The sequence below is a fragment of the Pseudomonas sp. GL-B-12 genome (genome assembly GCF_019955895.1).
GTDB lineage: Bacteria > Pseudomonadota > Gammaproteobacteria > Pseudomonadales > Pseudomonadaceae > Aquipseudomonas.
Genome location: NZ_JAHBCX010000046.1, coordinates 23,555 through 44,246, shown reverse-complemented (window position 1 = coordinate 44,246; position 20,692 = coordinate 23,555). Strand labels below are relative to the sequence as shown.

At 61.2% G+C, this 20,692-nt stretch carries 14 protein-coding genes and 1 rRNA gene; 11 read left to right on the top strand and 4 right to left on the bottom strand.

Annotated features, from left to right (window positions below; genetic code table 11):
* The 4 genes from rrf to recD form a co-directional block, all read left to right on the top strand.
* A 5S ribosomal RNA gene (gene rrf / locus KGA85_RS24050) occupies positions 1 to 110 on the top strand; the annotation flags it as partial.
* Positions 111 to 335: 225 nt separating this feature from the next.
* Positions 336 to 3,785 (top strand): exodeoxyribonuclease V subunit gamma, encoded by a 3,450-nt coding sequence (gene recC, locus KGA85_RS24045; protein ID WP_223543435.1) that lies wholly within the window; start codon positions 336 to 338, stop codon positions 3,783 to 3,785.
* Positions 3,785 to 7,474, top strand: a complete 3,690-nt coding sequence (gene recB, locus KGA85_RS24040) for an exodeoxyribonuclease V subunit beta (RefSeq protein WP_223543434.1) — start codon at positions 3,785 to 3,787, stop codon at positions 7,472 to 7,474. Before recC ends, recB begins: the two co-directional genes overlap by 1 nt.
* Entirely contained in the window at positions 7,471 to 9,579 is a 2,109-nt protein-coding gene (gene recD / locus KGA85_RS24035; protein WP_223459905.1) for an exodeoxyribonuclease V subunit alpha, read from the top strand. Before recB ends, recD begins: the two co-directional genes overlap by 4 nt.
* 4 nt (positions 9,580 to 9,583) lie before the next feature.
* Here the strand turns inward: recD and KGA85_RS24030 are convergent, their stop codons facing one another.
* Positions 9,584 to 10,534 (bottom strand): LysR family transcriptional regulator, encoded by a 951-nt coding sequence (locus tag KGA85_RS24030; RefSeq protein WP_223459903.1) that lies wholly within the window; start codon positions 10,532 to 10,534, stop codon positions 9,584 to 9,586.
* 150 nt (positions 10,535 to 10,684) lie between these two features.
* On the opposite strand from KGA85_RS24030, the gene KGA85_RS24025 reads away from it, so the two are divergent.
* A complete protein-coding gene (locus KGA85_RS24025) occupies positions 10,685 to 12,211 on the top strand; it encodes a CoA-acylating methylmalonate-semialdehyde dehydrogenase (RefSeq protein WP_046038615.1) in 1,527 nt (508 codons plus the stop codon).
* 10 nt (positions 12,212 to 12,221) lie between these two features.
* Entirely contained in the window at positions 12,222 to 13,109 is an 888-nt protein-coding gene (gene mmsB, locus KGA85_RS24020; protein WP_008047570.1) for a 3-hydroxyisobutyrate dehydrogenase, read from the top strand.
* A gap of 262 nt (positions 13,110 to 13,371) precedes the next feature.
* Here the strand turns inward: mmsB and KGA85_RS24015 are convergent, their stop codons facing one another.
* Positions 13,372 to 13,716: a cupin domain-containing protein gene (locus tag KGA85_RS24015; protein ID WP_028624747.1), complete on the bottom strand. Its 345-nt coding sequence runs from the start codon at positions 13,714 to 13,716 to the stop codon at positions 13,372 to 13,374.
* A 120-nt stretch (positions 13,717 to 13,836) separates the two neighbouring features.
* Positions 13,837 to 14,715, bottom strand: a complete 879-nt coding sequence (locus KGA85_RS24010) for a LysR substrate-binding domain-containing protein (RefSeq protein ID WP_223543436.1) — start codon at positions 14,713 to 14,715, stop codon at positions 13,837 to 13,839.
* A 223-nt stretch (positions 14,716 to 14,938) separates the two neighbouring features.
* On the opposite strand from KGA85_RS24010, the gene KGA85_RS24005 reads away from it, so the two are divergent.
* Complete coding sequence (locus KGA85_RS24005) at positions 14,939 to 15,703, top strand: sulfite exporter TauE/SafE family protein (RefSeq protein WP_223459902.1); 765 nt, start codon at positions 14,939 to 14,941, stop codon at positions 15,701 to 15,703.
* Here KGA85_RS24005 and KGA85_RS24000 read toward each other — a convergent pair.
* Positions 15,693 to 16,007: a putative quinol monooxygenase gene (locus KGA85_RS24000; RefSeq protein ID WP_223459900.1), complete on the bottom strand. Its 315-nt coding sequence runs from the start codon at positions 16,005 to 16,007 to the stop codon at positions 15,693 to 15,695. The two genes, KGA85_RS24005 and KGA85_RS24000, sit on opposite strands and share 11 nt — an antisense overlap.
* A 162-nt stretch (positions 16,008 to 16,169) precedes the next feature.
* On the opposite strand from KGA85_RS24000, the gene KGA85_RS23995 reads away from it, so the two are divergent.
* From KGA85_RS23995 to KGA85_RS23980, 4 genes are all read left to right on the top strand, one after another.
* Positions 16,170 to 16,760: an NAD(P)H-dependent oxidoreductase gene (locus KGA85_RS23995; protein ID WP_223459898.1), complete on the top strand. Its 591-nt coding sequence runs from the start codon at positions 16,170 to 16,172 to the stop codon at positions 16,758 to 16,760.
* A 212-nt stretch (positions 16,761 to 16,972) separates the two neighbouring features.
* On the top strand, positions 16,973 to 17,884 hold the full coding sequence (locus KGA85_RS23990; RefSeq protein WP_223448192.1) for a LysR family transcriptional regulator: 912 nt from the start codon (positions 16,973 to 16,975) through the stop codon (positions 17,882 to 17,884).
* Positions 17,885 to 17,987: 103 nt separating this feature from the next.
* The gene (locus KGA85_RS23985; protein WP_223459897.1) at positions 17,988 to 18,881 is read left to right on the top strand and encodes an NAD-dependent epimerase/dehydratase family protein; all 894 of its coding nucleotides are present in this window, start codon (positions 17,988 to 17,990) and stop codon (positions 18,879 to 18,881) included.
* 215 nt (positions 18,882 to 19,096) lie between these two features.
* Positions 19,097 to 20,542, top strand: coding sequence for a SulP family inorganic anion transporter (locus tag KGA85_RS23980; protein WP_223459895.1), 1,446 nt, complete (start codon positions 19,097 to 19,099; stop codon positions 20,540 to 20,542).
* Positions 20,543 to 20,692: the final 150 nt, after the last annotated feature.

Here is a 20,692-nt window from a genome sequence, read left to right as displayed (position 1 = left end):
GACCATAGAGCGTTGGAACCACCTGATCCCATCCCGAACTCAGCAGTGAAACGATGCATCGCCGATGGTAGTGTGGGGTTTCCCCATGTGAGAGTAGGTCATCGTCAAGATTAAATTCCGAAACCCCTATCTGCGTATGCAGGTAGGGGTTTTGTTTTTGTCCGCCGTGTAGGAGCGAGCTCGCGATGGGCTTCAGGACGGCGCGGGGCATCAGCAAGTTAGCGTCAGCGTTGACGACCATCCTCGGAACGCCGCTCGGAGCAAGCTCACTCCTACAGCAAGTCGCCTTCAATGCTAAAGTCGTCCCTCGATTTGTGTTTTCCAAGGAAGCCTTTATGCCGGACGCGACGTCCCTCAGTGCTGGTTTTATGGTGGTTCACGGCAACCGCCTGGACGAGTTGCGCAGCCTGGTGGTCAGCTGGATGCGCCGCTACCCGCTGGCTCCCCTGGAGAATGAAATCGCGTTGGTGCAAAGCAATGGCATTGCCCAATGGCTGAAGCTGGCACTGGCGGAAGATTCTGAAGAAGACGACATGGGAGGCTGCGGCATCGCTGCCGCCATCGACGTGCAGTTGCCCGGCAGCTTCATGTGGCAGCTCTATCGCATGGTCCTTGGCCGCGACGAAATTCCGGTCAAGTCCCTGCTCGATAAAGCCCCGCTGACCTGGCGCCTGATGCGCCTGCTGCCGCAGTTGATCAACCAACCGCACTTCGAGCCGCTGCAGCGTTTCCTGACCCATGACACCGACCTGCGCAAACGCTATCAACTGGCTGAGCGTCTGGCGGATCTGTTCGACCAATACCAGGTGTACCGAGCTGACTGGCTCGAAGACTGGGCGCAAGGTCGCCATCAAACAAGAAGCGCCAGGGGCGAAGCCAAACCCCTGACCCCGGCCAATTGCTGGCAAGCAGAGCTATGGCGCGCACTCTTGCTGGATGTGGGAGCAGAAGGCATGGCGCAAAGCCGTGCCGGTGTCCATCAGCGGTTCGTCGAACGTATCAACCATCTCGAAACAGCCCCCAAGGGATTACCCTCGCGAGTGATCGTTTTCGGGATTTCTTCCCTGCCTGCTCAAGCCCTGGAAGCACTGGCGGGACTGGCACGATTCAGTCAGGTTCTGCTGTGCGTCCATAACCCGTGTCGTCACCATTGGGCGGACATCGTCGCCGATAAAGACCTGTTGCGGCATCAATACAAGCGTCAGGCCCGCAAGAGCGGCATGCCGGTAGTGATCGATCCGCAAACCCTCCACCAGCATGCCCACCCGCTGCTGGCCGCATGGGGCAAGCAGGGGCGGGACTACATCAACCTGCTCGACAGTTATGACGATCCCAACAGCTATCGTTCAGCATTCCGCGACGGGCGCATCGACCTGTTCAGTGACGGTCAGCCGCTGAACGTGCTCAACCAGTTGCAGGACGACATCCTTGAGCTGCGCCCTCTCAACGAGACAAGGGAGCGTTGGCCGGCTATCGATCTTGAGCAGGACGAATCGATCCGTTTTCACATCGCCCACAGCGCCCAGCGAGAAGTCGAGATCCTCCACGATCAACTGCTCGCGCGCTTCAGCGCCGAGCCGACACTGCGGCCCCGGGACATTATCGTGATGGTTCCGGACATCGACAGCTACGCACCGCATATTCGTGCCGTGTTTGGTCAGCTTGACCGCCAGGATCCACGCTTCATTCCGTTTACCCTGGCTGACCAGGGCCAGCGTGGTCGCGATCCATTGCTGATTGCAGTCGAGCACCTGCTCAAGCTGCCTGACAGCCGATTCCCCGTCAGTGAGATTCTCGATCTGCTGGACGTCCCGGCACTGCGCGCTCGCTTTGCTGTCGAGGAGCGTGACCTGCCGACGCTGCACCGCTGGATCGAAGGTGCCGGCATTCGCTGGGGCATGAATGCCGAGCAACGTGCCGGGCTCGGGCTGCCTGATGAACTTGAGCAAAACAGCTGGCGTTTCGGCTTGCGACGGATGTTGCTCGGTTATGCCGTTGGCGGCGCCGATGCTTATGCGGGTATCGAACCCTACGACGAGATCGGTGGTCTGGACGCTGCGCTCATCGGTCCGCTGGTTGCGTTGCTGGACGCGCTGGAAGTGGCTCACCACGAACTCTCTCAGCCTGCATCGCCGGGGCAATGGGGCTTGCGCTTGCAGGCATTGGTGCAGTTGTTCTTCCTTGCCGGTAACGAACACGATGACTACTTGCTGGCCCAGCTCGAAGAGCTGCGTGAGACCTGGCTCGAGACCTGCGAATCCGTCGGGTTGCAGGATGAGTTGCCGCTGACTGTCGTCCGTGAAGCCTGGCTTGCAGGTCTGGATCAGGGCCGTTTGTCCCAGCGTTTTCTGGCCGGTGCGGTCAACTTCTGCACCTTGATGCCCATGCGCGCGATCCCGTTCAAACTGGTGTGCCTGCTGGGCATGAATGACGGCGATTATCCGCGCGCGCAACCGCCGCTGGATTTCGATCTGATGGGCAGTGATTACCGTCCGGGCGACCGCTCCCGGCGCGAAGATGACCGCTACCTGTTGCTGGAAGCCTTGCTGTCGGCAAGGGACCAGCTCTACATCAGTTGGGTGGGCCGCAGCATCCGCGACAACAGCGAGCGGCCTGCTTCGGTGCTGATCGGCCAGTTGCGTGATCACTTGGCCAGCGGTTGGCGATTGCTGCAAGGCGACGAGGATCTGCTGGAAGCCATGACCCGCGAACACCCATTGCAACCCTTCAGTGCTCGCTACTTTCACGAAGGGGATGAGTCGTTCAGCTACGCCACCGAATGGCAGGTCCTTCATCAAGCGACAGAGCAACAGGCAAGCGCCGAAGTGCTCGGCCCCCACGTTCAGGACGAACCACTCAGTCTCGGTCAACTGCAGGATTTCCTGCGCAATCCGGTACGGCACTTTTTCACCCAGCGACTGAAGGTCTTCTTCGAGGCGGCCGAAGTGCCGTTGGCCGATGAAGAGCCTTTTGTCCTGGATGCGTTGCAGCGTTACAGCCTCAGCGACCGTTTGCTCGAAGCGGCGCTGGCAGATCCGGGAAATACCGGACAGGCATTGGAGGATCAGGCGAAACGTTTGCAGAACAGCGGGCTGCTGCCCATGGCCGGATTCGGTGAGTGCCTGCAACGCGAGTTGATCGAGCCATTACCTGACTTGCTGCAACGCCACCAACAGCTCCTGGCGTTGTGGCCAACACCGCTCAGCAGCGCGTTGCCCGTCAGTCTTGAGCTGCAGGGCCTGCACATCGAGGGCTGGCTCAGCGGCCTGCATCAGCGTGCTGATGGCGGTTTGTTGTCTGTCACAACGATCCCCAACAGTATCGGCTCGATCAAGTCGCGCAAATGGCATCGACTGACGCGCCCCTGGGTCAATCATCTGATGGCTTGTGCCAGTGGCATGGCGCTGACCACCGCATTGGTGGCCAGCGACGACAGCCTGTTGCTCGGTCCACTGGACCAGTCCACTGCGCAGACAATTCTCGGTGACCTGTTGATGGCCTGGCAGTCGGGGATGCGCCAGCCTCTGCCGATCGCGGTCAAGACAGCCTTCGCGTGGCTGGGGCAAACCGACCCGGTCAAAGCCGAGGCCGCTGCGCGCAAGGCCTATGAAGGTGATGGGCAGACGATGGACGGAGAGCGCCGCGAAAGCCCGGCACTCGCGCGTCAATTCGCCGATTACGATGCCTTGGTCGCCGACGAGACGTTTCCCCAGTGGTGTGACGCGCTCTATCGCCCGCTTCTTGAAGCACCCTGGCGTTCACTGTCCAGCGAGGAGTCGCGCTGATGAGCAAGAAGACACCTCTGGCCCTGGCATTCCCGCTGCGCGGCAGTCAACTGATCGAAGCCAGCGCCGGGACCGGCAAGACGTTCACCATTTCCGCGTTGTACCTGCGCCTGGTGCTGGGCAATGGCGGGGAGGACAGTGGCTTCGGACGTGAACTGTTGCCGCCGCAGATCCTCGTCGTGACGTTCACCGACGCTGCGACCAAAGAGTTGCGCGAGCGCATTCGCACGCGGCTCGCCGAGGCCGCGCGATATTTCCGCGATGAAACACCAGCCCCCGACAGCCTGATTGCCGAGTTGCGTGATCAGTACCTGCCCGAGCAATGGCCGGGGTGCGCAAACCGCCTGGATATCGCCGCCCAGTGGATGGACGAGGCGGCGGTGTCGACCATCCACAGTTGGTGCCAGCGCATGTTGCGCGAGCATGCGTTCGACAGCGGCAGCCTGTTTACCCAGACCCTGGAAACCGACCACAGCGACTTGCTGGGGGAAGTCCTGCGCGATTACTGGCGGCTGTTCTGTTACCCGATGCAAGGTGACGCCTTGAATTGGGTGCGCAGCAATTGGGGCGGGCCGGCGGCGCTGCTGCCGCGGATTCGTGCACTGTTCGCCAGCGAGCGGGATGCGCATGAAGGGAAAGAGCCCGCCGAAGTGATTTCGCAATGCTTGCAAGAGCGACGGGCGGACCTGATCGAACTCAAGAAGCCCTGGCTGCAGTGGGCGGACGAGTTGCTTGCGATCTGTCACCAGGGCGTTGCCGGCAAGGCGGTCGACGGTCGCAAGATGCAGGCACGCTATTTCGAGCCCTGGTTTGAAAAGATCAAAGCCTGGGCCGAAGACGAATCCTTCGAGCAACTGGATATCAGCACCGGTTTCACTCGCCTGACCCCGGATGGCATGGCTGAAGCCTGGAAAGGTGAGGCTCCTCGACATCCGGGGCTCGATGCGATGGCCGGCCTCAAGGCCTGTCTCGATGGGTTGCCAACGCCTGATGCCCCCGTACTGCAACATGCGGCCCGCTGGGTCGGGGCGCGATTCGAGGAAGAGAAACGCCGCCGCGCGGAAATGGGTTTTGACGACATGTTGCTGCGCCTTGATGCGGCCTTGCAGTCCGATGGCGGCGAACGACTGGCAACCCTGATTCGTGAACAGTTTCCGGTCGCCCTGATCGATGAGTTCCAGGACACCGACCCGGTGCAATACCGAATCTTCGAGAGCATCTACCGCATTGAAGAGAACAGCCCCGAGTGCGGTCTGTTCCTGATCGGCGACCCGAAACAGGCGATCTACGCTTTTCGCGGTGCCGACATCCATACTTACCTGCGCGCCCGCCAGGCCACCACCGGCCGCCTGCACACCCTGGGCACCAACTTCCGCTCGAGCCATGGCATGGTCAACGCGGTGAACCATGTGTTCGAGCGCGCCGAAGCCCGGGAGTCAGGACGCGGCGCTTTCCTCTTTCGGGAGAAGAATGGCGACAACCCAGTTCCGTTCACGCCGGTTGCCTCCCAAGGCCGCAAAGAAGTCTTGCGCATCAATGACCAGGCAATCCCGGCCTTGAACATCTGGCACTTGCCGGCCGAACAACCGTTGTCCGGTGCGGTGTACCGGCAACACCTGGCGGCGGCCTGCGCCAGTGAAATCACGGCATTGCTCAACGGCGGGCAGCAGGGGCAAGCGGGGTTCACCCAGGACGGCAAAGCCTTCAGGGGCCTGCTGCCGGCGGACATCGCCATCCTGGTTCGCGACGGCAAGGAAGCGCAGGCGGTTCGTGCGCAATTGGCCGCCCGTGGCGTGCGCAGTGTTTACCTGTCGGACAAGGACTCGGTGTTCGCCGCCCAGGAGGCGCATGACGTGCTGACCTGGCTCAAGGCCTGCGCCGAGCCGGATGTCGAGCGACCGCTGCGAGCCGCGTTGGCCAGCATCACGTTGAACCTTTCGTTGACGGAACTGGAGCGGCTGAATCAGGACGAGTTGGCCTGGGAATCCCGGGTCATGCAGTTCCGTGGCTATCGCGAAGTCTGGCGCAAACAGGGCGTACTGCCGATGCTGCGACGCCTGCTGCACGACTTCCGCCTGCCCCAGGCGTTGATCGCCCGCAGTGACGGCGAGCGCGTGTTGACCAACCTTCTGCACCTTTTTGAACTACTGCAACAAGCCGCCGCCGAACTCGATGGCGAGCAAGCCCTGATCCGGCATTTGTCCGAGCATCTGTCGTTGTCCGGGCAGGCTGGCGAAGAGCAGATCTTGCGTCTGGAAAGTGATGAGCAATTGGTCAAGGTCGTGACCATTCACAAGTCCAAAGGCCTTGAGTACCCCTTGGTGTTCCTGCCGTTCATTTGCTCGGCGAAACCGGTGGATGGCAGCCGCCTGCCGTTGCACTACCACGATGAATCCGGCAATGCCCAGGTCACGTTGAAGCCGACGACAGAATTGATTGCCCTAGCTGACGATGAGCGTCTGGCCGAGGATCTGCGCTTGCTCTATGTCGCCCTGACCCGGGCGCAACACGCCTGCTGGCTGGGGGTGGCCGACCTCAAGCGCGGCAACAACAATGGCTCGGTGCTGCATCTGTCGGCATTGGGTTATCTGTTGGGCGGCGGTGCACCGTTGGCCGACTCCCCTGCGTTGCAGCTTTGGTTGCGGGACCTGCAACAGGACTGCCCGGCGCTGGCCTATGCCGAGATGCCTGAAGCAACAGCAGAGCATTACCGGCCACCGCAAAACGACGCAGCGCTGCTGGTTCCGCTGGTTCCGAAACGCAAGGCCAGTGAAAACTGGTGGATTGCTTCCTACAGCGCATTGCGCATTGGCGACACCCTGAGTGTCGGCACGGACGAGGCGCCGGAGAGCCCGCAGGCGCAAAAACTGTTCGATGACGAACGCCTTGACCCGCTGGCCCCCAGGGAAGTGGTGGCCGGTGGCGGCGATATCCATCGCTTCCCGCGCGGCCCGAACCCCGGCACCTTCCTCCATGGCTTGCTCGAATGGGCGGGGGGCGAGGGTTTTGATGCGGCACCACAAGAGGTGATCGACGCCATTGCCCGTCGCTGCAACCGTCGAGGCTGGGAGGGCTGGATCAGCACCTTGAGTGACTGGCTGCAGCATCTGCTCAAGTCGCCGTTGCAACTGGGCGCCGGTCAGGCACCGGTGGTATTCAGCCAGTTGACGCAGTATCAGGTCGAGATGGAGTTCTGGTTCGCCAGCCATAAGGTCGATGTGCTCAAGCTCGATGCGCTGGTGTGCCAATACACCCATAACGGCGTGGCCCGGGTCGCCGCCGAACCGGTGTTGCTCAACGGCATGTTCAAGGGCTTCATCGACCTGACGTTCGAACATGACGGCCGCTACTACGTTGCCGACTACAAATCCAACTGGCTCGGCGTCGATGATGCGGCCTACACCGCGCAGGCCATGGAACAATCGATTCTCGACAACCGTTATGACCTGCAATACGTGTTGTACCTGTTGGCCCTGCACCGCCAGCTCAAGGCGCGGCTCGCCGATTACGACTACGACCGGCATGTCGGCGGTGCGTTGTACCTGTTTTTGCGGGGGACGCGTGCGGCCAGCCAGGGGGTGTTTTTCGCCCAGCCGCCAAGAGAGCTGATCGAGCGTCTGGACAGACTGTTCCAGGGCAAGCCAGAACCCAAGGCCGAGCCCGCCTGGGAACAGGGAGTACTGTTATGAATCGCACATTCGCCGATTTGTTGCCCACATCGCTGGCCGCCGAAAGCCTGGCCGATTTGGCGCCGCTGAGTCGTGCCGACGACTTGCTGTTGTTGCTCACGCGCTGGGTCGAGCGTGGCTGGTTGCGCGCGCTGGACAAAGCCTTTGTGGCGTTTCTGCATGAACTGGCTCCGGAGGATGATCCACTGGTCTTGCTGGCAGCCGCGCTGACCAGCCACCAATTGGGCCACGGGCATGTCTGCCTCGACCTGTTCGAAACGCTGAAAGAACCGGATTTCGCCCTGTCGTTACCACCCGAAGGTGACGTGCAAGGCGGCACGATGCTGTTGCCCTCGCAATTGCTGGGATCGCTGGACGGTGCTCATTGGTGCAAGGTGCTGGCCGCCAGCAACCTGGTCGCACTGGCCGCTGACAGTCGTGACAACGTGCGCGACCGGCCTATGGTTTTATCGGGCAAGCGCTTGTACCTGCGCCGCTATTGGGCCTACGAGCGGCGGATCGACCTTTCGTTGCGCGAGCGTTTGACGGAACACGAATCCACGCCGAATGACTTGCTCCAGCGCCTCACCGGTTTGTTTGGTCCTGCCCGCTCCGGTGAGGTGATCGACTGGCAGAAGCTGGCCTGCGCCCTGGCGACGCGCAGCGCCTTCAGCATCGTCACGGGGGGGCCGGGAACCGGCAAGACCACCACCGTCGTGCGCTTGCTGGCGTTGCTCCAGGCGCCGGCGGTCGAGGCCGGCATGCCCCTGCGCATCCGCCTCGCCGCACCGACCGGCAAGGCCGCGGCGCGTCTGACTGAATCCATCAGCCAGCAAGTCCGGACCTTGAAGGTCACCCAAGACATACGAGACAAGATCCCCTCCGACGTCACCACCGTTCACCGCCTGCTCGGCAGCCGGCCCGGGACTCGTCATTTCCGGCATCACGCGGGCAATCGCCTGCCGCTGGATGTGTTGGTGGTGGACGAGGCCTCGATGATCGACCTGGAAATGATGGCCAACCTGCTCGAAGCCTTACCGGCCCATGCACGCCTCGTGCTGTTGGGTGACAAGGATCAACTGGCTTCGGTAGAAGCCGGTGCGGTATTGGGGGATCTTTGTCGCGACGCGGAGGCTGGCTGGTACAGCCCGCAGACGCGCCAGTGGCTGGAAACCGTCAGTGGCGAAAACCTGCAGGCCAGCGGGTTGCAGGAGGACGCGCAGGGCACTCATCCATTGGCCCAACAGGTCGTGATGTTGCGCCATTCCCGGCGATTCGGTGAAGGTAGCGGCATTGGCCAACTGGCTCGCTGGGTCAACCAGCAGCAACCTGAAGAAGCCCGCAAGTTGTTGTCGGCGCGCAGCCATGACGATGTGTATTGCCTGTCCCTCAAGGGGGAGCAGGATCGGGCGCTGGAACGCTTGCTTCTCGACGGCCATGGTGAGGGGCCGCAGGGGTATCGACATTACCTGAGCGTGTTGCGCAATCAGCGGCCGCCGTTGGACAGTCCGCTGGAAGATTCGCGCTGGATTGATTGGGCTCGACAAGTGTTGCAGGCCTTCGACGCATTCCAGTTGTTATGTGCCGTGCGCAAGGGGCCGTGGGGTGTCGAGGGCTTGAACCAGCGGGTGACGGAGGCATTGCTCAGGGCGCGCCTGATCGACAGCGACCAGCAGTGGTACGAAGGTCGCCCTGTCCTGATGACCCGCAACGATTACGGGCTGGGTTTGATGAACGGCGATATCGGCATTGCCCTCAAGCTCCCGGAGCAGGAAGGCCACGGGGCTGGAAAACAGGTTTTGCGCGTGGCATTCCCACGCAATGATGGCCAGGGTGGCGTGCGATTTGTCCTGCCCAGCCGCCTGAATGATGTCGAAACCGTGTACGCCATGACCGTGCATAAATCCCAGGGCTCGGAGTTCGCGCATACCGCGCTGATTCTTCCCGATGCCTTGAATCCGGTACTCACCAAGGAACTGATCTACACCGGAATTACCCGGGCCAAGGACTGGTTCAGCTTGATCGAGTCGCGTGCAGGCGTGTTTGAAGAGGCGGTGAAACGCCGGGTCAAACGCTTGAGCGGGCTGATGCTGGAGCTAAAGGAAGCCAGCGAGCCGACAAGCTGAAAGGTCAGTAATCGGCAAACAGCATCTCCCGGCTTTCTCCCATCAGCAGGCCCTGATTCTGCTCGGTGACCTCGCGGATGTAATCCCACAACAGGGTGATCCGCTTGAGCTTGCGCAGGTCTTCGCGGCAGTACATCCAGAATTGTCGGGTGATATTGATTTCCTGCGGCAACACCGGCAGCAAGCGCGGGTCCTGAGTGGCGAGGAAGCACGGCAGGATCGCCAGTGAGCGTCCTTGCTGCGCCGCCACGAACTGCGCGATCACGCTGGTGCTGCGCAGGTTGGCACTGGCACCGGGCAATACGTTGGCCAGGTACAACAGCTCCGAGCTGAACGCCAGGTCGTCGACGTAACTGATAAACGAATGTTTGGCCAAGTCCGCCGGGCGGTGGATCGGCGGGTGGTTGTCCAGATAATCCTGGGTCGCGTACAGCTGCAATCGGTAGTCGCACAGTTTGCAGCAGACGTACGGGCCATGCTCCGGACGCTCCAGGGCGATGACGATGTCGGCCTCGCGCTTGGACAGGCTGATGAAGTGCGGCAGCGGCAGGATATCCACCGAAATGGCCGGATAGGTGTCGACGAAGTGGCTGAGTTGCGGCGTGATGAAAAAGCTGCCGAAGCCTTCGGTGCAGCCCATGCGCACATGACCGGACAGCGCCACGCCGGATCCGGAAACCTGCTCGCACGCCATGTGCAAGGTACTTTCGATCGACTCGGCATACCCCATCAACCGCTGGCCTTCGGCGGTCAGGACAAAGCCGTTGGTCCGGGATTTTTCGAACAGCAAAGTACCCAACGCGGTTTCCAGGGAACTGATGCGTCGCGACACCGTGGTGTAGTCCACCGCCAGGCGCTTGGCCGCGGTGCTGGCCTTGCGGGTGCGGGCGACTTCGAGGAAAAACTTGAGGTCATCCCAGTTCAATGAGCCGAGGGAGGTGATGTTTTTTTGCATGTTGGACCGGTTTTTATGTGCGTTCTTATTAGAAGTTTGCACATCTATACTCCAAAAACAGTCCGTTAACCAATTCGCGGCACACGCCTCATCTCAAGGCGACTTTCTCGCCTTGGCTCCCAAGATAAAAACAAAGATCTGGAGACCCACATGAACGCATCGCTCACGCCCAACGAAACCACCGTGCAAAAGGTCAAACTGTTGATCGACGGTCAGTGGGTCGAATCCAAGACCACCGAATGGCACGACATCATCAACCCGGCGACCCAGCAAGTGCTGGCCAAAGTGCCGTTTGCCACCGCCGAAGAAGTCGATGCTGCCATCAGTGCCGCTCATCGTGCTTTCCAGACCTGGAAGCTGACCCCGATCGGCGCCCGCATGCGCATCATGCTCAAGCTCCAGGCGCTGATTCGCGAGCACTCCAAACGCATCGCCGCGGTCCTCAGTGCAGAGCAGGGCAAGACCATTGCCGACGCCGAAGGCGACATTTTCCGTGGGCTGGAAGTGGTCGAGCACGCCTGCTCCATCGGCAGCCTGCAAATGGGCGAATTCGCTGAAAACGTCGCCGGTGGCGTCGACACCTACACCCTGCGCCAGCCCATCGGCGTGTGCGCCGGCATTACCCCGTTCAACTTCCCGGCGATGATTCCGCTGTGGATGTTCCCGATGGCCATCGCCTGCGGCAACACCTTCGTGCTCAAGCCGTCCGAACAGGACCCGATGTCGACCATGCTGCTGGTGGAGCTGGCGATTGAAGCGGGTATTCCGGCCGGCGTGCTCAACGTCGTGCATGGCGGCAAGGACGTGGTGGACGGGCTCTGCACCCACAAGGACATCAAGGCGGTTTCCTTCGTCGGTTCAACCGCCGTCGGTACTCATGTCTATGACCTGGCCGGCAAACACGGCAAGCGTGTGCAATCGATGATGGGCGCCAAGAACCACGCCGTGGTGCTGCCGGACGCCAATCGCGAACAAGCGCTGAATGCGCTGGTGGGTGCCGGTTTCGGTGCTGCCGGTCAACGCTGCATGGCCACCTCGGTGGTGGTGCTGGTGGGTGCGGCCAAGCAATGGCTGCCGGATCTGAAGGCGCTGGCGCAAAAGCTCAAGGTCAATGCCGGCAGTGAGCCGGGTACCGATGTCGGCCCGGTGATCTCGAAAAAGGCCAAGGCGCGGATTCTCGACCTGATCGAAAGCGGCATCAAGGAAGGCGCGAAACTGGAACTGGACGGTCGCGAGATCTCGGTTCCCGGTTACGAGAAGGGCAACTTTGTCGGCCCGACCCTGTTCTCCGGCGTGACCACCGACATGCAGATCTACACCCAGGAAATCTTCGGCCCGGTGCTGGTAGTGCTGGAAGTTAATACGCTCGACGAGGCCATCGCCCTGGTCAACGCCAACCCGTTCGGCAACGGCACGGGCCTGTTCACCCAGAGCGGCGCGGCGGCGCGTAAGTTCCAGAACGAAATCGACGTCGGCCAGGTCGGTATCAACATCCCGATTCCGGTGCCGGTTCCATTCTTCAGCTTCACCGGTTCGCGCGGTTCCAAGCTCGGTGACCTCGGCCCGTACGGCAAGCAAGTGGTGCAGTTCTACACTCAGACCAAGACCGTCACCAGTCGCTGGTTCGATGACGACAGCGTCAACGACGGTGTGAACACCACCATCAACCTGCGTTAAGGAGCCGGACATGAAAATCGCTTTTATCGGTCTGGGCAACATGGGCGCGCCGATGGCGCGCAACCTGATCAAGGCCGGCCATGCACTGCGCCTGGTGGACCTGAACAAAGCCGTGCTGGCGGAGCTGGAACAACTGGGCGGCAGTATCAGCGCATCGGCCCGTGAAGCGGCAGAGGGCGCCGAACTGGTCATCACCATGCTGCCTGCCGCGGTGCATGTACGCAGTGTGTGGCTGGGCGAAGACGGCGTGCTCGCCGGTATTGGCAAAGGTGTACCGGCCGTGGATTGCAGCACCATCGATCCGCAGACCGCGCGGGACGTAGCCACCGCCGCTGCCAAACAGGGCGTGGCCATGGCCGATGCACCGGTCTCTGGCGGCACCGGTGGTGCAGCCGCCGGGACGCTGACCTTCATGGTCGGTGCCACTCCCGAACTATTCGCCACCCTGCAACCGGTACTGGCGCAGATGGGCCGCAACATCGTCCATTGTGGTGAGGTCGGCACCGGGCAAATCGCTAAAATATGCAACAACCTGCTGCTGGGGATTTCCATGGTGGGCGTCAGCGAAGCCATGGCGCTTGGCGATGCATTGGGCATCGACACCAAGGTGCTGGCGGGCATCATCAACAGCTCCACCGGGCGTTGCTGGAGCTCGGAGATGTACAACCCGTGGCCGGGTATCGTTGAAACGGCGCCGGCGTCGCGCGGTTACACCGGTGGTTTCGGTGCCGAACTGATGCTCAAGGATCTGGGGCTGGCCACTGAAGCGGCGCGTCAGGCGCACCAGCCGGTGGTACTCGGCGCGGTGGCCCAGCAGTTGTATCAGGCGATGAGTTTGCGTGGGGAGGGTGGGCAGGACTTCTCGGCGATCATCAATGGTTATCGCAAGCCGCAGTAAAGCGATTCATTGAATGTGGTGAGAGCTGTTGTGGTGAGGGGGCTTGTCGGAACGCCGCACCGCCCCGTTGGTTCGCGTAGCGGACCCTTATCCTGCAACCGAGCTCTGTCAGGTACATCGCATTTTCTGGTTTTGCGGTTGCTGCGCAACCGAACGGGGGCAAGCCCCCTCGCCACACAAGCTCGCTCCCACAGGGTACGGCGTTTACCTATAGCATTTTTGACCGGGAGATCACGTCGGGTGATCCCCCGGTTTTTTTGTATCAGGCAAACACGAAGTATTTGCGCACGGTTTCCACCACTTCCCAGGTGCCTTTCATCCCCGGCTCAACGACGAAAATGTCGCCGGCGCGCAGGTGGATCGGCGCCATGCCTTCCGGAGTGATGACGCAGTAGCCTTCCTGGAAATGGCAGTACTCCCACTTCACGTATTCCACGTACCACTTGCCTGGTGTGCAGATCCAGGTGCCCATGATCTTGCTGCCGTCTTCGCTCGTGTAGGCATTGAGGTTGACGGTGTGCGGGTCGCCTTCGAGTTTTTCCCATTTGCAGGCGTCGAGCACGGGCAGCGGGTGGGTGTCGCGAAGAACGGTAATCGGTGCGGTCATGATGACTCCGGGCAGTGGGCTCAAGAACTGAAGTCGCACCCTATAGCGCCTGTCCAGCGATTAGTTGTCTGTGGTCGACACTGAGGTGTCCAGAAACGCGCTCCCTGCTCAATCTTCTGGCTAGGCCAACGCTTGCAGCAACGCCTTGGCGTAGCCGGGCAGCGCGGCGAAATCGCGGGCGCAGATCAAGAGCCTGCGCTGTGCCCAGGGCTCTTGCAGGCAGAGGCTCTTGAAAGACGGTTCGTTGGACCACCGATCGACCGCCGCCAAGGGCACAATCGCCAGTCCCGCCCCTCGGGCGACCATGCGCATCACGCCATCGAAGCCATCGGCACGGATGCGAATTTGCATGCGCAGGCCGGCATGCAGTGCCTGCTCTTCCAGGTACACCGCCAACGCGCTGTTGGCATTCAGGCCGACGTAGTCGTGATGCAGCGTGTCGGTGAAGCTCACTGAGGTCGCATGAGCCAGGGGATGTTCCCGGGGCATGATCAGCACCAGCGGATCATCGCGGAACGCTTGGGTCTGCAGGTCATCGGTGTCCACCGCGTCGGACACGATGCCGAGGTCCGCCGCCCCCTGGCGCAGGGCGTGGGTGATGCGGGTGCTGGGCAGTTCCTGCAGGTCGATGTCGAGGTTGGGATGGCTGTGCAGGAAATCTGCGAGCAACTCTGGCAGGTACTCGGTGATCGCCGTGGTGTTGCACAGCAGCCGCACCTGGCCTTTGACACCCTGGGCGTACTCGGCCAGTTCCTGTTGCAGGCGTTCGGCCTGTTGCAGCAGAACCCGGGCGTGTTGCGCCAAGACTTTGCCTGCGGCTGTGGGCGTGACGCCACGGCGACCCCGTTCGAGAAACTCGGTGCCCAACGACGACTCCATGGCACGGATGCGTGCACTGGCCGCTGCCAGAGATAGATGACTGCGTGCGGCGCCGGCGGTGATGTTGCCGGTGTCGAGGATATTCAGGTACAGGCGCAGGTCGGTCAGGTCGAAGTGCATTGTCATCCCCGGATTTTTGTTGTCTGGGAGGCCGCCATCGCGAGCAAGCCCGCTCCCACAGGGGATCGCATTTCTTCTGCGAGAACTCGGTCACCTGTGGGAGCGGGCTTGCCCGCGAAGAGGTCAGTCGCTTCAGCGAAATACTCAGCCTCTGTCAAAGCAAGAGACAACCTCAGTATATGGCAGATTTTCAATCGCCCCCCCGCGGGCTCACCATGGACCCATGAACACACTCTCTGCGTTTTATCAGAATCTCGGCTTAACCCTTTCGTTGCTGGTCATCGGCACCTTTGTGCTGGCCGGCATGATCAAGGGCGTGATCGGCCTCGGCCTACCGACCGTTGCCATGGGCCTGCTCGGCCTGGCTATGGCGCCGACGCAGGCTGCGGCGCTGCTGATCATTCCGGCGACCCTGACCAACGTCTGGCAACTGGCATTCGGCGGGCATCTGTCGGGGCTGGTCAAACGGCTGTGGCCGATGTTGCTGGCGATTTTCATCGGCACCGGGGCAGGTACGCTGTGGATCGGCATGAGCGGTGGCCATTGGGTGGTGCGGGGGTTGGGGGCGGCATTGTTGCTGTATGCGCTGAGCGGTTTGTTCCTGCCGACTGTGCGTGTGGGGCAGCGCAGCGAACGCTGGCTCGGTCCGCTGTGCGGCGTGCTGACAGGCGTCATCACTTCGGCCACCGGCGTGTTCGTGATTCCGGCGGTGCCCTATCTGCAAGCGCTGGGTTTGAGCAAGGACGAGCTGGTGCAGGCGCTGGGCCTGTCGTTCACCGTCTCGACCCTCGCGCTGGCCGGTGGATTGCTATGGCGTGGTGCGCTTGGCGGGGGCGAGTTGAGCGCATCGCTGTTGGCGCTGATCCCGGCCATGCTCGGCATGTGGCTGGGGCAATCGCTGCGCCAGCGGATCAGCGCCCCGTGGTTCAAGCGCGTGTTTTTCGTTGGCCTAGGTGTGCTCGGCGGCCATTTGCTGATCAGCGGTTAGCGGACGACGGGCTGATCATCTCGATGGCGCGGATCTCGAAGTCCCGTTCCAGGTATTCATCACGCTGCGCGAGAAACTGCTTCATGTGCGGCAGGTTCGAGTGCACGTCGAGGTGGGCCTGGGATTGCCAGATCTCGTAGAAGATGAACAGGGTCGGGTCCTGTTTGTCGCGCAACATGTGGTATTCGATGCAACCGGGTTCGGCTCGGCTCGCTTGCACGTGGCCGCTGAAAAACGCTTCGAAGGCGTCGGATTTTTCCGCGCGGGTCTTGGCGTGCAGGATAAAACCCTGGATTTCACTCATCTACATCTCTCCTCAAGTCAGAACTGGCGCCAGTCTAAGGCAACAATCGCCTGTTGATTCGTGCTTGTAGGTCAAATGAATTTTGCCAAATCGACGCTTACTCCGTGCGAGGTCGATCGGTACTCTGCCGCCATCCGATTCCCGACCTTCCCGAGACCTCCCATGAAAAAAGTCCTGTTGCTCAATGGCGGCAAAAAATTTGCACACTCCGACGGCCGCTACAACGCCACCCTGCACGAGGCCGCGCTGAGCGTGCTGGATCGCGGTGGTATGGATGTCAAAACCACTTTCATCGACGAGGGCTACGACATCGCTGAAGAAGTGGCCAAGTTCCTCTGGGCCGACGTGATCATTTACCAGATGCCCGGCTGGTGGATGGGCGCGCCATGGACCGTGAAAAAGTACATCGATGAAGTCTTCACCGAAGGCCATGGCAGCCTCTATGCCAGCGACGGTCGCACCCGTTCGGACGCGTCGCAGAAGTACGGCAGCGGCGGCCTGATTCACGGCAAGCAGTACATGCTGTCGCTGACCTGGAACGCTCCGCAGCAAGCCTTCGACGACCCGACCGATTTCTTCGAAGCCAAAGGTGTGGACGCGGTGTACTTCCCGTTCCACAAGGCCAACGAGTTCCTGGGCATGACCGGTTTACCGACGTTCCTCTGCGTGGACGTGATGAAGCGTCCGAACATCGAAGGTGACGTGGCGCGCTATGAGCAGCATTTGGCTGAGGTGTTTGGCCTGAAGGCGTAACTGTCAGCTACTATCGAAAGCCTGAGTCTGTGTGCGGGCTTTTGTGGCGAGGGAGCTTGCTCCCGCTGGTGCGCGAAGCGGACCCAAAACCAGCCTGCTCGGTGGTTCAAGTTGTCTGCATCAAACCATTTACGACGGCTTCGCCGCCGAGCGGGAGCAAGGGTTCTTCTCAGCTTGGAAGAACCGGTCAGGACTATCGATAAGGGACACACGTGAAAGCCAGATCCGATGAATTGCAGGTTTTCGTCTGCGTGATTGAATGCGGGTCGATTTCCGCGGCGGCCGAGCAGGTCGGGCAAACGCCTTCGGCGGTCAGTCGTACGCTGTCGCGGCTGGAGGCCAAGCTCGACACCACGTTGATCAATCGCACCACGCGGCGCATGGACCTGACCGAGGAGGGCAAGTACTTCTTCGAACACGCCAAGCGCATTCTCGATCAGATGGATGAGCTCGAAGAGCGCCTGTCCTCGCGCCAGCAAACACCGTCCGGGCGGCTGCGGATCAACGCGGCATCACCTTTCATGCTGCACGCCATCGTGCCTTACATCGATGAATTCCGCCGGCTCTACCCCGACATCCAGCTCGAACTCAACAGCAACGATTTGATCATCGACCTGCTGGAACAGAGCACCGACATCGCCATCCGCATCGGCACCCTGACCGACTCGACGCTGCATGCCCGCTCCCTGGGTTGCAGCCCGCTGCACATCGTCGCCAGCCCGGCCTACCTGGAAAAGCACGGCACACCGCAAGCGGTGGCTGACCTGGCCCACCATACGCTGCTGGGGTTCACCCAGAACGAAGGCCTCAACCAATGGCCGCTGCGTTATGTGCATGGCGATCGCTGGCCGATCCAGGCGTCGATCAGCGCATCGAGCGGCGAGACCATCCGCCATCTCGCACTGGACGGCCAGGGCATCGCCAGCCTGTCGCATTTCATGACCATCGAAGACATTCGTGCCGGGCGCTTGAAAGTGTTGCTGGCCGAATTCAACAGCGGTTATCGCCAGCCGATCAACGCGGTGTACTACCGTAACTCGCAACTGGCCCTGCGGATTCAATGCTTCCTGGACTTTATCCAGGGCAAGTTGGTGGATTATGCGAGCGCAGACTTCAAGGGCTGATTCGTGATTCCTGCGCAAAAGTGAATTGGGTCAGAGGGCATTTTTCGGCAGTGATCGCTCCTTGATACTCCTTGCATCACTGATCAATGCAGGGAGTTTCTCCATGAATGTATTCGTTACCGGTGCCGCCGGTTTTATCGGCGGTTCCATCGCCACGGGCCTGGTCCAGGCCGGCCACAACGTCACCGGTCTGGTGCGCAGCGCCGAACAAGCCGATGAACTGCGTGCACTGGGCATCACCCCGGTAATCGGTACGCTGGACGACTGCGCCCTGTTGGCCGATCAGGCGCTTGCTGCCGACGCGGTGATCAACGCCGCCAGCAGCGATCATCGTGGCGCGGTGGAAGCCTTGCTCGATGCCTTGCGCGGTGCTGGCAAAGTGTTCCTGCACACCAGCGGTTCGAGCATCGTCGGTGATGCCTCGGGTGGTAAATCCAGTGATGTCATCTACTTCGAAGACAACCTGCCGAAACCGACAGTCGACAAGGCGGCGCGCGTGGCCATCGACAACCTGATCCTGGCGGCGGCCATGGATGGGGTGAACTCGGCCGTGATCTGTAACACGCTGATCTACGGCCACAGCCTGGGCGTCCATCGTGACAGTGTGCAGTTGCCACGCCTGCTGAAACAGGCGGGTAAAAGTGGTGTGGTGCGTCATGTCGGCCCGGGTCAGAACATCTGGTCCAATGTGCACATCGAGGACGTGGTTGCACTGTACCTGCTGGCGCTGACTGAAAACGTACCGGGCACCTTCTACTTCGTCGAAAGCGGTGAAGCGTCGTTCATCGACATGACCACCGCCATGGCCCAGGCGCTGAACCTGGGCGAGCCGCAGGACTGGGCGCTCAAGGATGCGGAAGCCGAGTGGGGCTATGAGATGGCCAACTATGGTTTGGGTTCCAACAGCCGGGTGCGCGGCAAGCATGCGCGGGAATTGTTGGGGTGGGTGCCGAAGCGCACGTCGGTGGTGGAGTGGATTCGCGACGAGATGGTGTGAGTTCGCTTAAAACCGCGTCATCGTTCTTCGTCGGAACGCCGCCCGGAGCAAGCCCGCTCCCACAATTGATCGCGCTCCGTCAGAAGGAATGCGATCGAATGTGGGAGCGGGCTTGCTCGCGAAGACTTTTTCGATGACACAGATGATGGCCGGTCGGCCCCCAATTCCGTAACATCCGCACGCTCTTTTTCGTCTCTCCCTGTGTGCGGTTCCCCATGAAAGCAAAACGTCTACGCGCCGATGTCCTGGCCGGGCTTACCACCTCCTTCGCCCTGTTGCCCGAGTGCATCGCTTTCGCGCTGGTGGCCCACCTGAATCCGCTGATGGGCCTCTATGGCGCGTTCATCATCTGCACCCTGACCGCGCTGTTCGGCGGGCGACCGGGCATGGTGTCCGGCGCGGCCGGCTCGATGGCCGTGGTGATCGTCGCGCTGGTGGTGCAACACGGCGTGCAGTATCTGCTGGCCACGGTGTTGCTGGGCGGGTTGATCATGATGGCGTTCGGGCTGCTCAAACTCGGCAAACTGGTGCGCATGGTGCCGCACCCAGTGATGCTCGGCTTCGTCAACGGCCTGGCGATCATCATTGCCCTGGCGCAACTGGAGCACTTCAAGAGCGGGGAGGCCTGGTTGAGCGGTACGCCGCTGTACATGATGATCGGGCTGGTCGCGGTGACCATGATGGTTGTCTATGTGCTGCCGCGCCTGACCCGTACGGTGCCGCCGGCGCTGGTGGCGATTCTCGGCGTGGGCCTGGCGGTGTACCTGCTTGGCCTGCCGACCCGCACCCTGGGCGATATGGCGCACATTGCCGGTGGCTTGCCGACGCTGGCTCTGCCGGACATTGCGTGGAACCTGGACACCCTGCGCATCATCGCGCCCTACGCGATCCTGATGGCGCTGGTCGGGTTGCTGGAAACCCTGTTGACCCTGAACCTCACCGACGAAATCACCGAAAGCCGTGGCTACCCGGATCGCGAGTGCGTGGCGCTGGGGGCGGCGAATGTGGTGTCCGGTGCGCTCGGCGGCATGGGCGGTTGCGCGATGATCGGCCAGACTATGATCAACCTCAGTTCCGGCGGGCGCGGGCGTTTGTCCGGTGTGGTGGCCGGGGTGTCGATCCTGTTGTTCATCCTGTTTCTGTCGCCGCTGATCGAGCGCATCCCGCTGGCCGCGCTGGTAGGGGTGATGTTCGTGGTGTCGCAACAGACCTTCGCCTGGGCCTCGTTGCGGGTACTGAACAAGGTGCCGTTGAACGACGTGCTGGTGATCATCGCGGTGACGGTGATTACCGTTTTCACCGACTTGGCAATGGCGGTGCTCTGCGGGATCATCATCGCGGCACTGAACTTTGCCTGGCAGCAGGCCCGACAGTTGTATGCCGACAGTCATCTGGAAACTGACGGCAGCAAGCTGTACCGGGTGCATGGCACGCTGTTCTTCGCCTCGACCACACCCTTTCTCAATCAGTTCGATCCGGCCAATGACCCGGCGCAAGTGACACTTGATTGCCAGCACCTGAGCTTTGTCGACTACTCGGCCATCGCCGCGCTGGGCACCTTGCGCGAGCGCTATGCCAAGGCCGGCAAGCACCTGCGGGTGCAGCATTTGTCCGAGCGTTGCAAGAAATTGCTCAAGCGCGCCCGGATGCAGCACGACTGAAATCAATCAGGCAGGCGCGATGAAAATCCGCCTGCCTGATTTTCATTATTTGCGACAACTCATACCTCTGTACGACGCGCCTTACCTCTGCACGAAAATTACTTTCACCTCGTTTGAAAATCACCTTCCGAAATGTTTTAAGAGTTTCAC

What these genes read in the sequence shown, in the direction of transcription:
- recC (WP_223543435.1), top strand. Translation starts at nt 336, where the DNA reads ATGCCGGACGCGACGTCCCTCAGTGCTGGTTTTATGGTGGTTCACGGC.
- recB (WP_223543434.1), top strand. Translation starts at nt 3,785, where the DNA reads ATGAGCAAGAAGACACCTCTGGCCCTGGCATTCCCGCTGCGCGGCAGT.
- recD (WP_223459905.1), top strand. Translation starts at nt 7,471, where the DNA reads ATGAATCGCACATTCGCCGATTTGTTGCCCACATCGCTGGCCGCCGAA.
- KGA85_RS24030 (WP_223459903.1), bottom strand. Translation starts at nt 10,534, where the DNA reads ATGCAAAAAAACATCACCTCCCTCGGCTCATTGAACTGGGATGACCTC.
- KGA85_RS24025 (WP_046038615.1), top strand. Translation starts at nt 10,685, where the DNA reads ATGAACGCATCGCTCACGCCCAACGAAACCACCGTGCAAAAGGTCAAA.
- mmsB (WP_008047570.1), top strand. Translation starts at nt 12,222, where the DNA reads ATGAAAATCGCTTTTATCGGTCTGGGCAACATGGGCGCGCCGATGGCG.
- KGA85_RS24015 (WP_028624747.1), bottom strand. Translation starts at nt 13,716, where the DNA reads ATGACCGCACCGATTACCGTTCTTCGCGACACCCACCCGCTGCCCGTG.
- KGA85_RS24010 (WP_223543436.1), bottom strand. Translation starts at nt 14,715, where the DNA reads ATGCACTTCGACCTGACCGACCTGCGCCTGTACCTGAATATCCTCGAC.
- KGA85_RS24005 (WP_223459902.1), top strand. Translation starts at nt 14,939, where the DNA reads ATGAACACACTCTCTGCGTTTTATCAGAATCTCGGCTTAACCCTTTCG.
- KGA85_RS24000 (WP_223459900.1), bottom strand. Translation starts at nt 16,007, where the DNA reads ATGAGTGAAATCCAGGGTTTTATCCTGCACGCCAAGACCCGCGCGGAA.
- KGA85_RS23995 (WP_223459898.1), top strand. Translation starts at nt 16,170, where the DNA reads ATGAAAAAAGTCCTGTTGCTCAATGGCGGCAAAAAATTTGCACACTCC.
- KGA85_RS23985 (WP_223459897.1), top strand. Translation starts at nt 17,988, where the DNA reads ATGAATGTATTCGTTACCGGTGCCGCCGGTTTTATCGGCGGTTCCATC.
- KGA85_RS23980 (WP_223459895.1), top strand. Translation starts at nt 19,097, where the DNA reads ATGAAAGCAAAACGTCTACGCGCCGATGTCCTGGCCGGGCTTACCACC.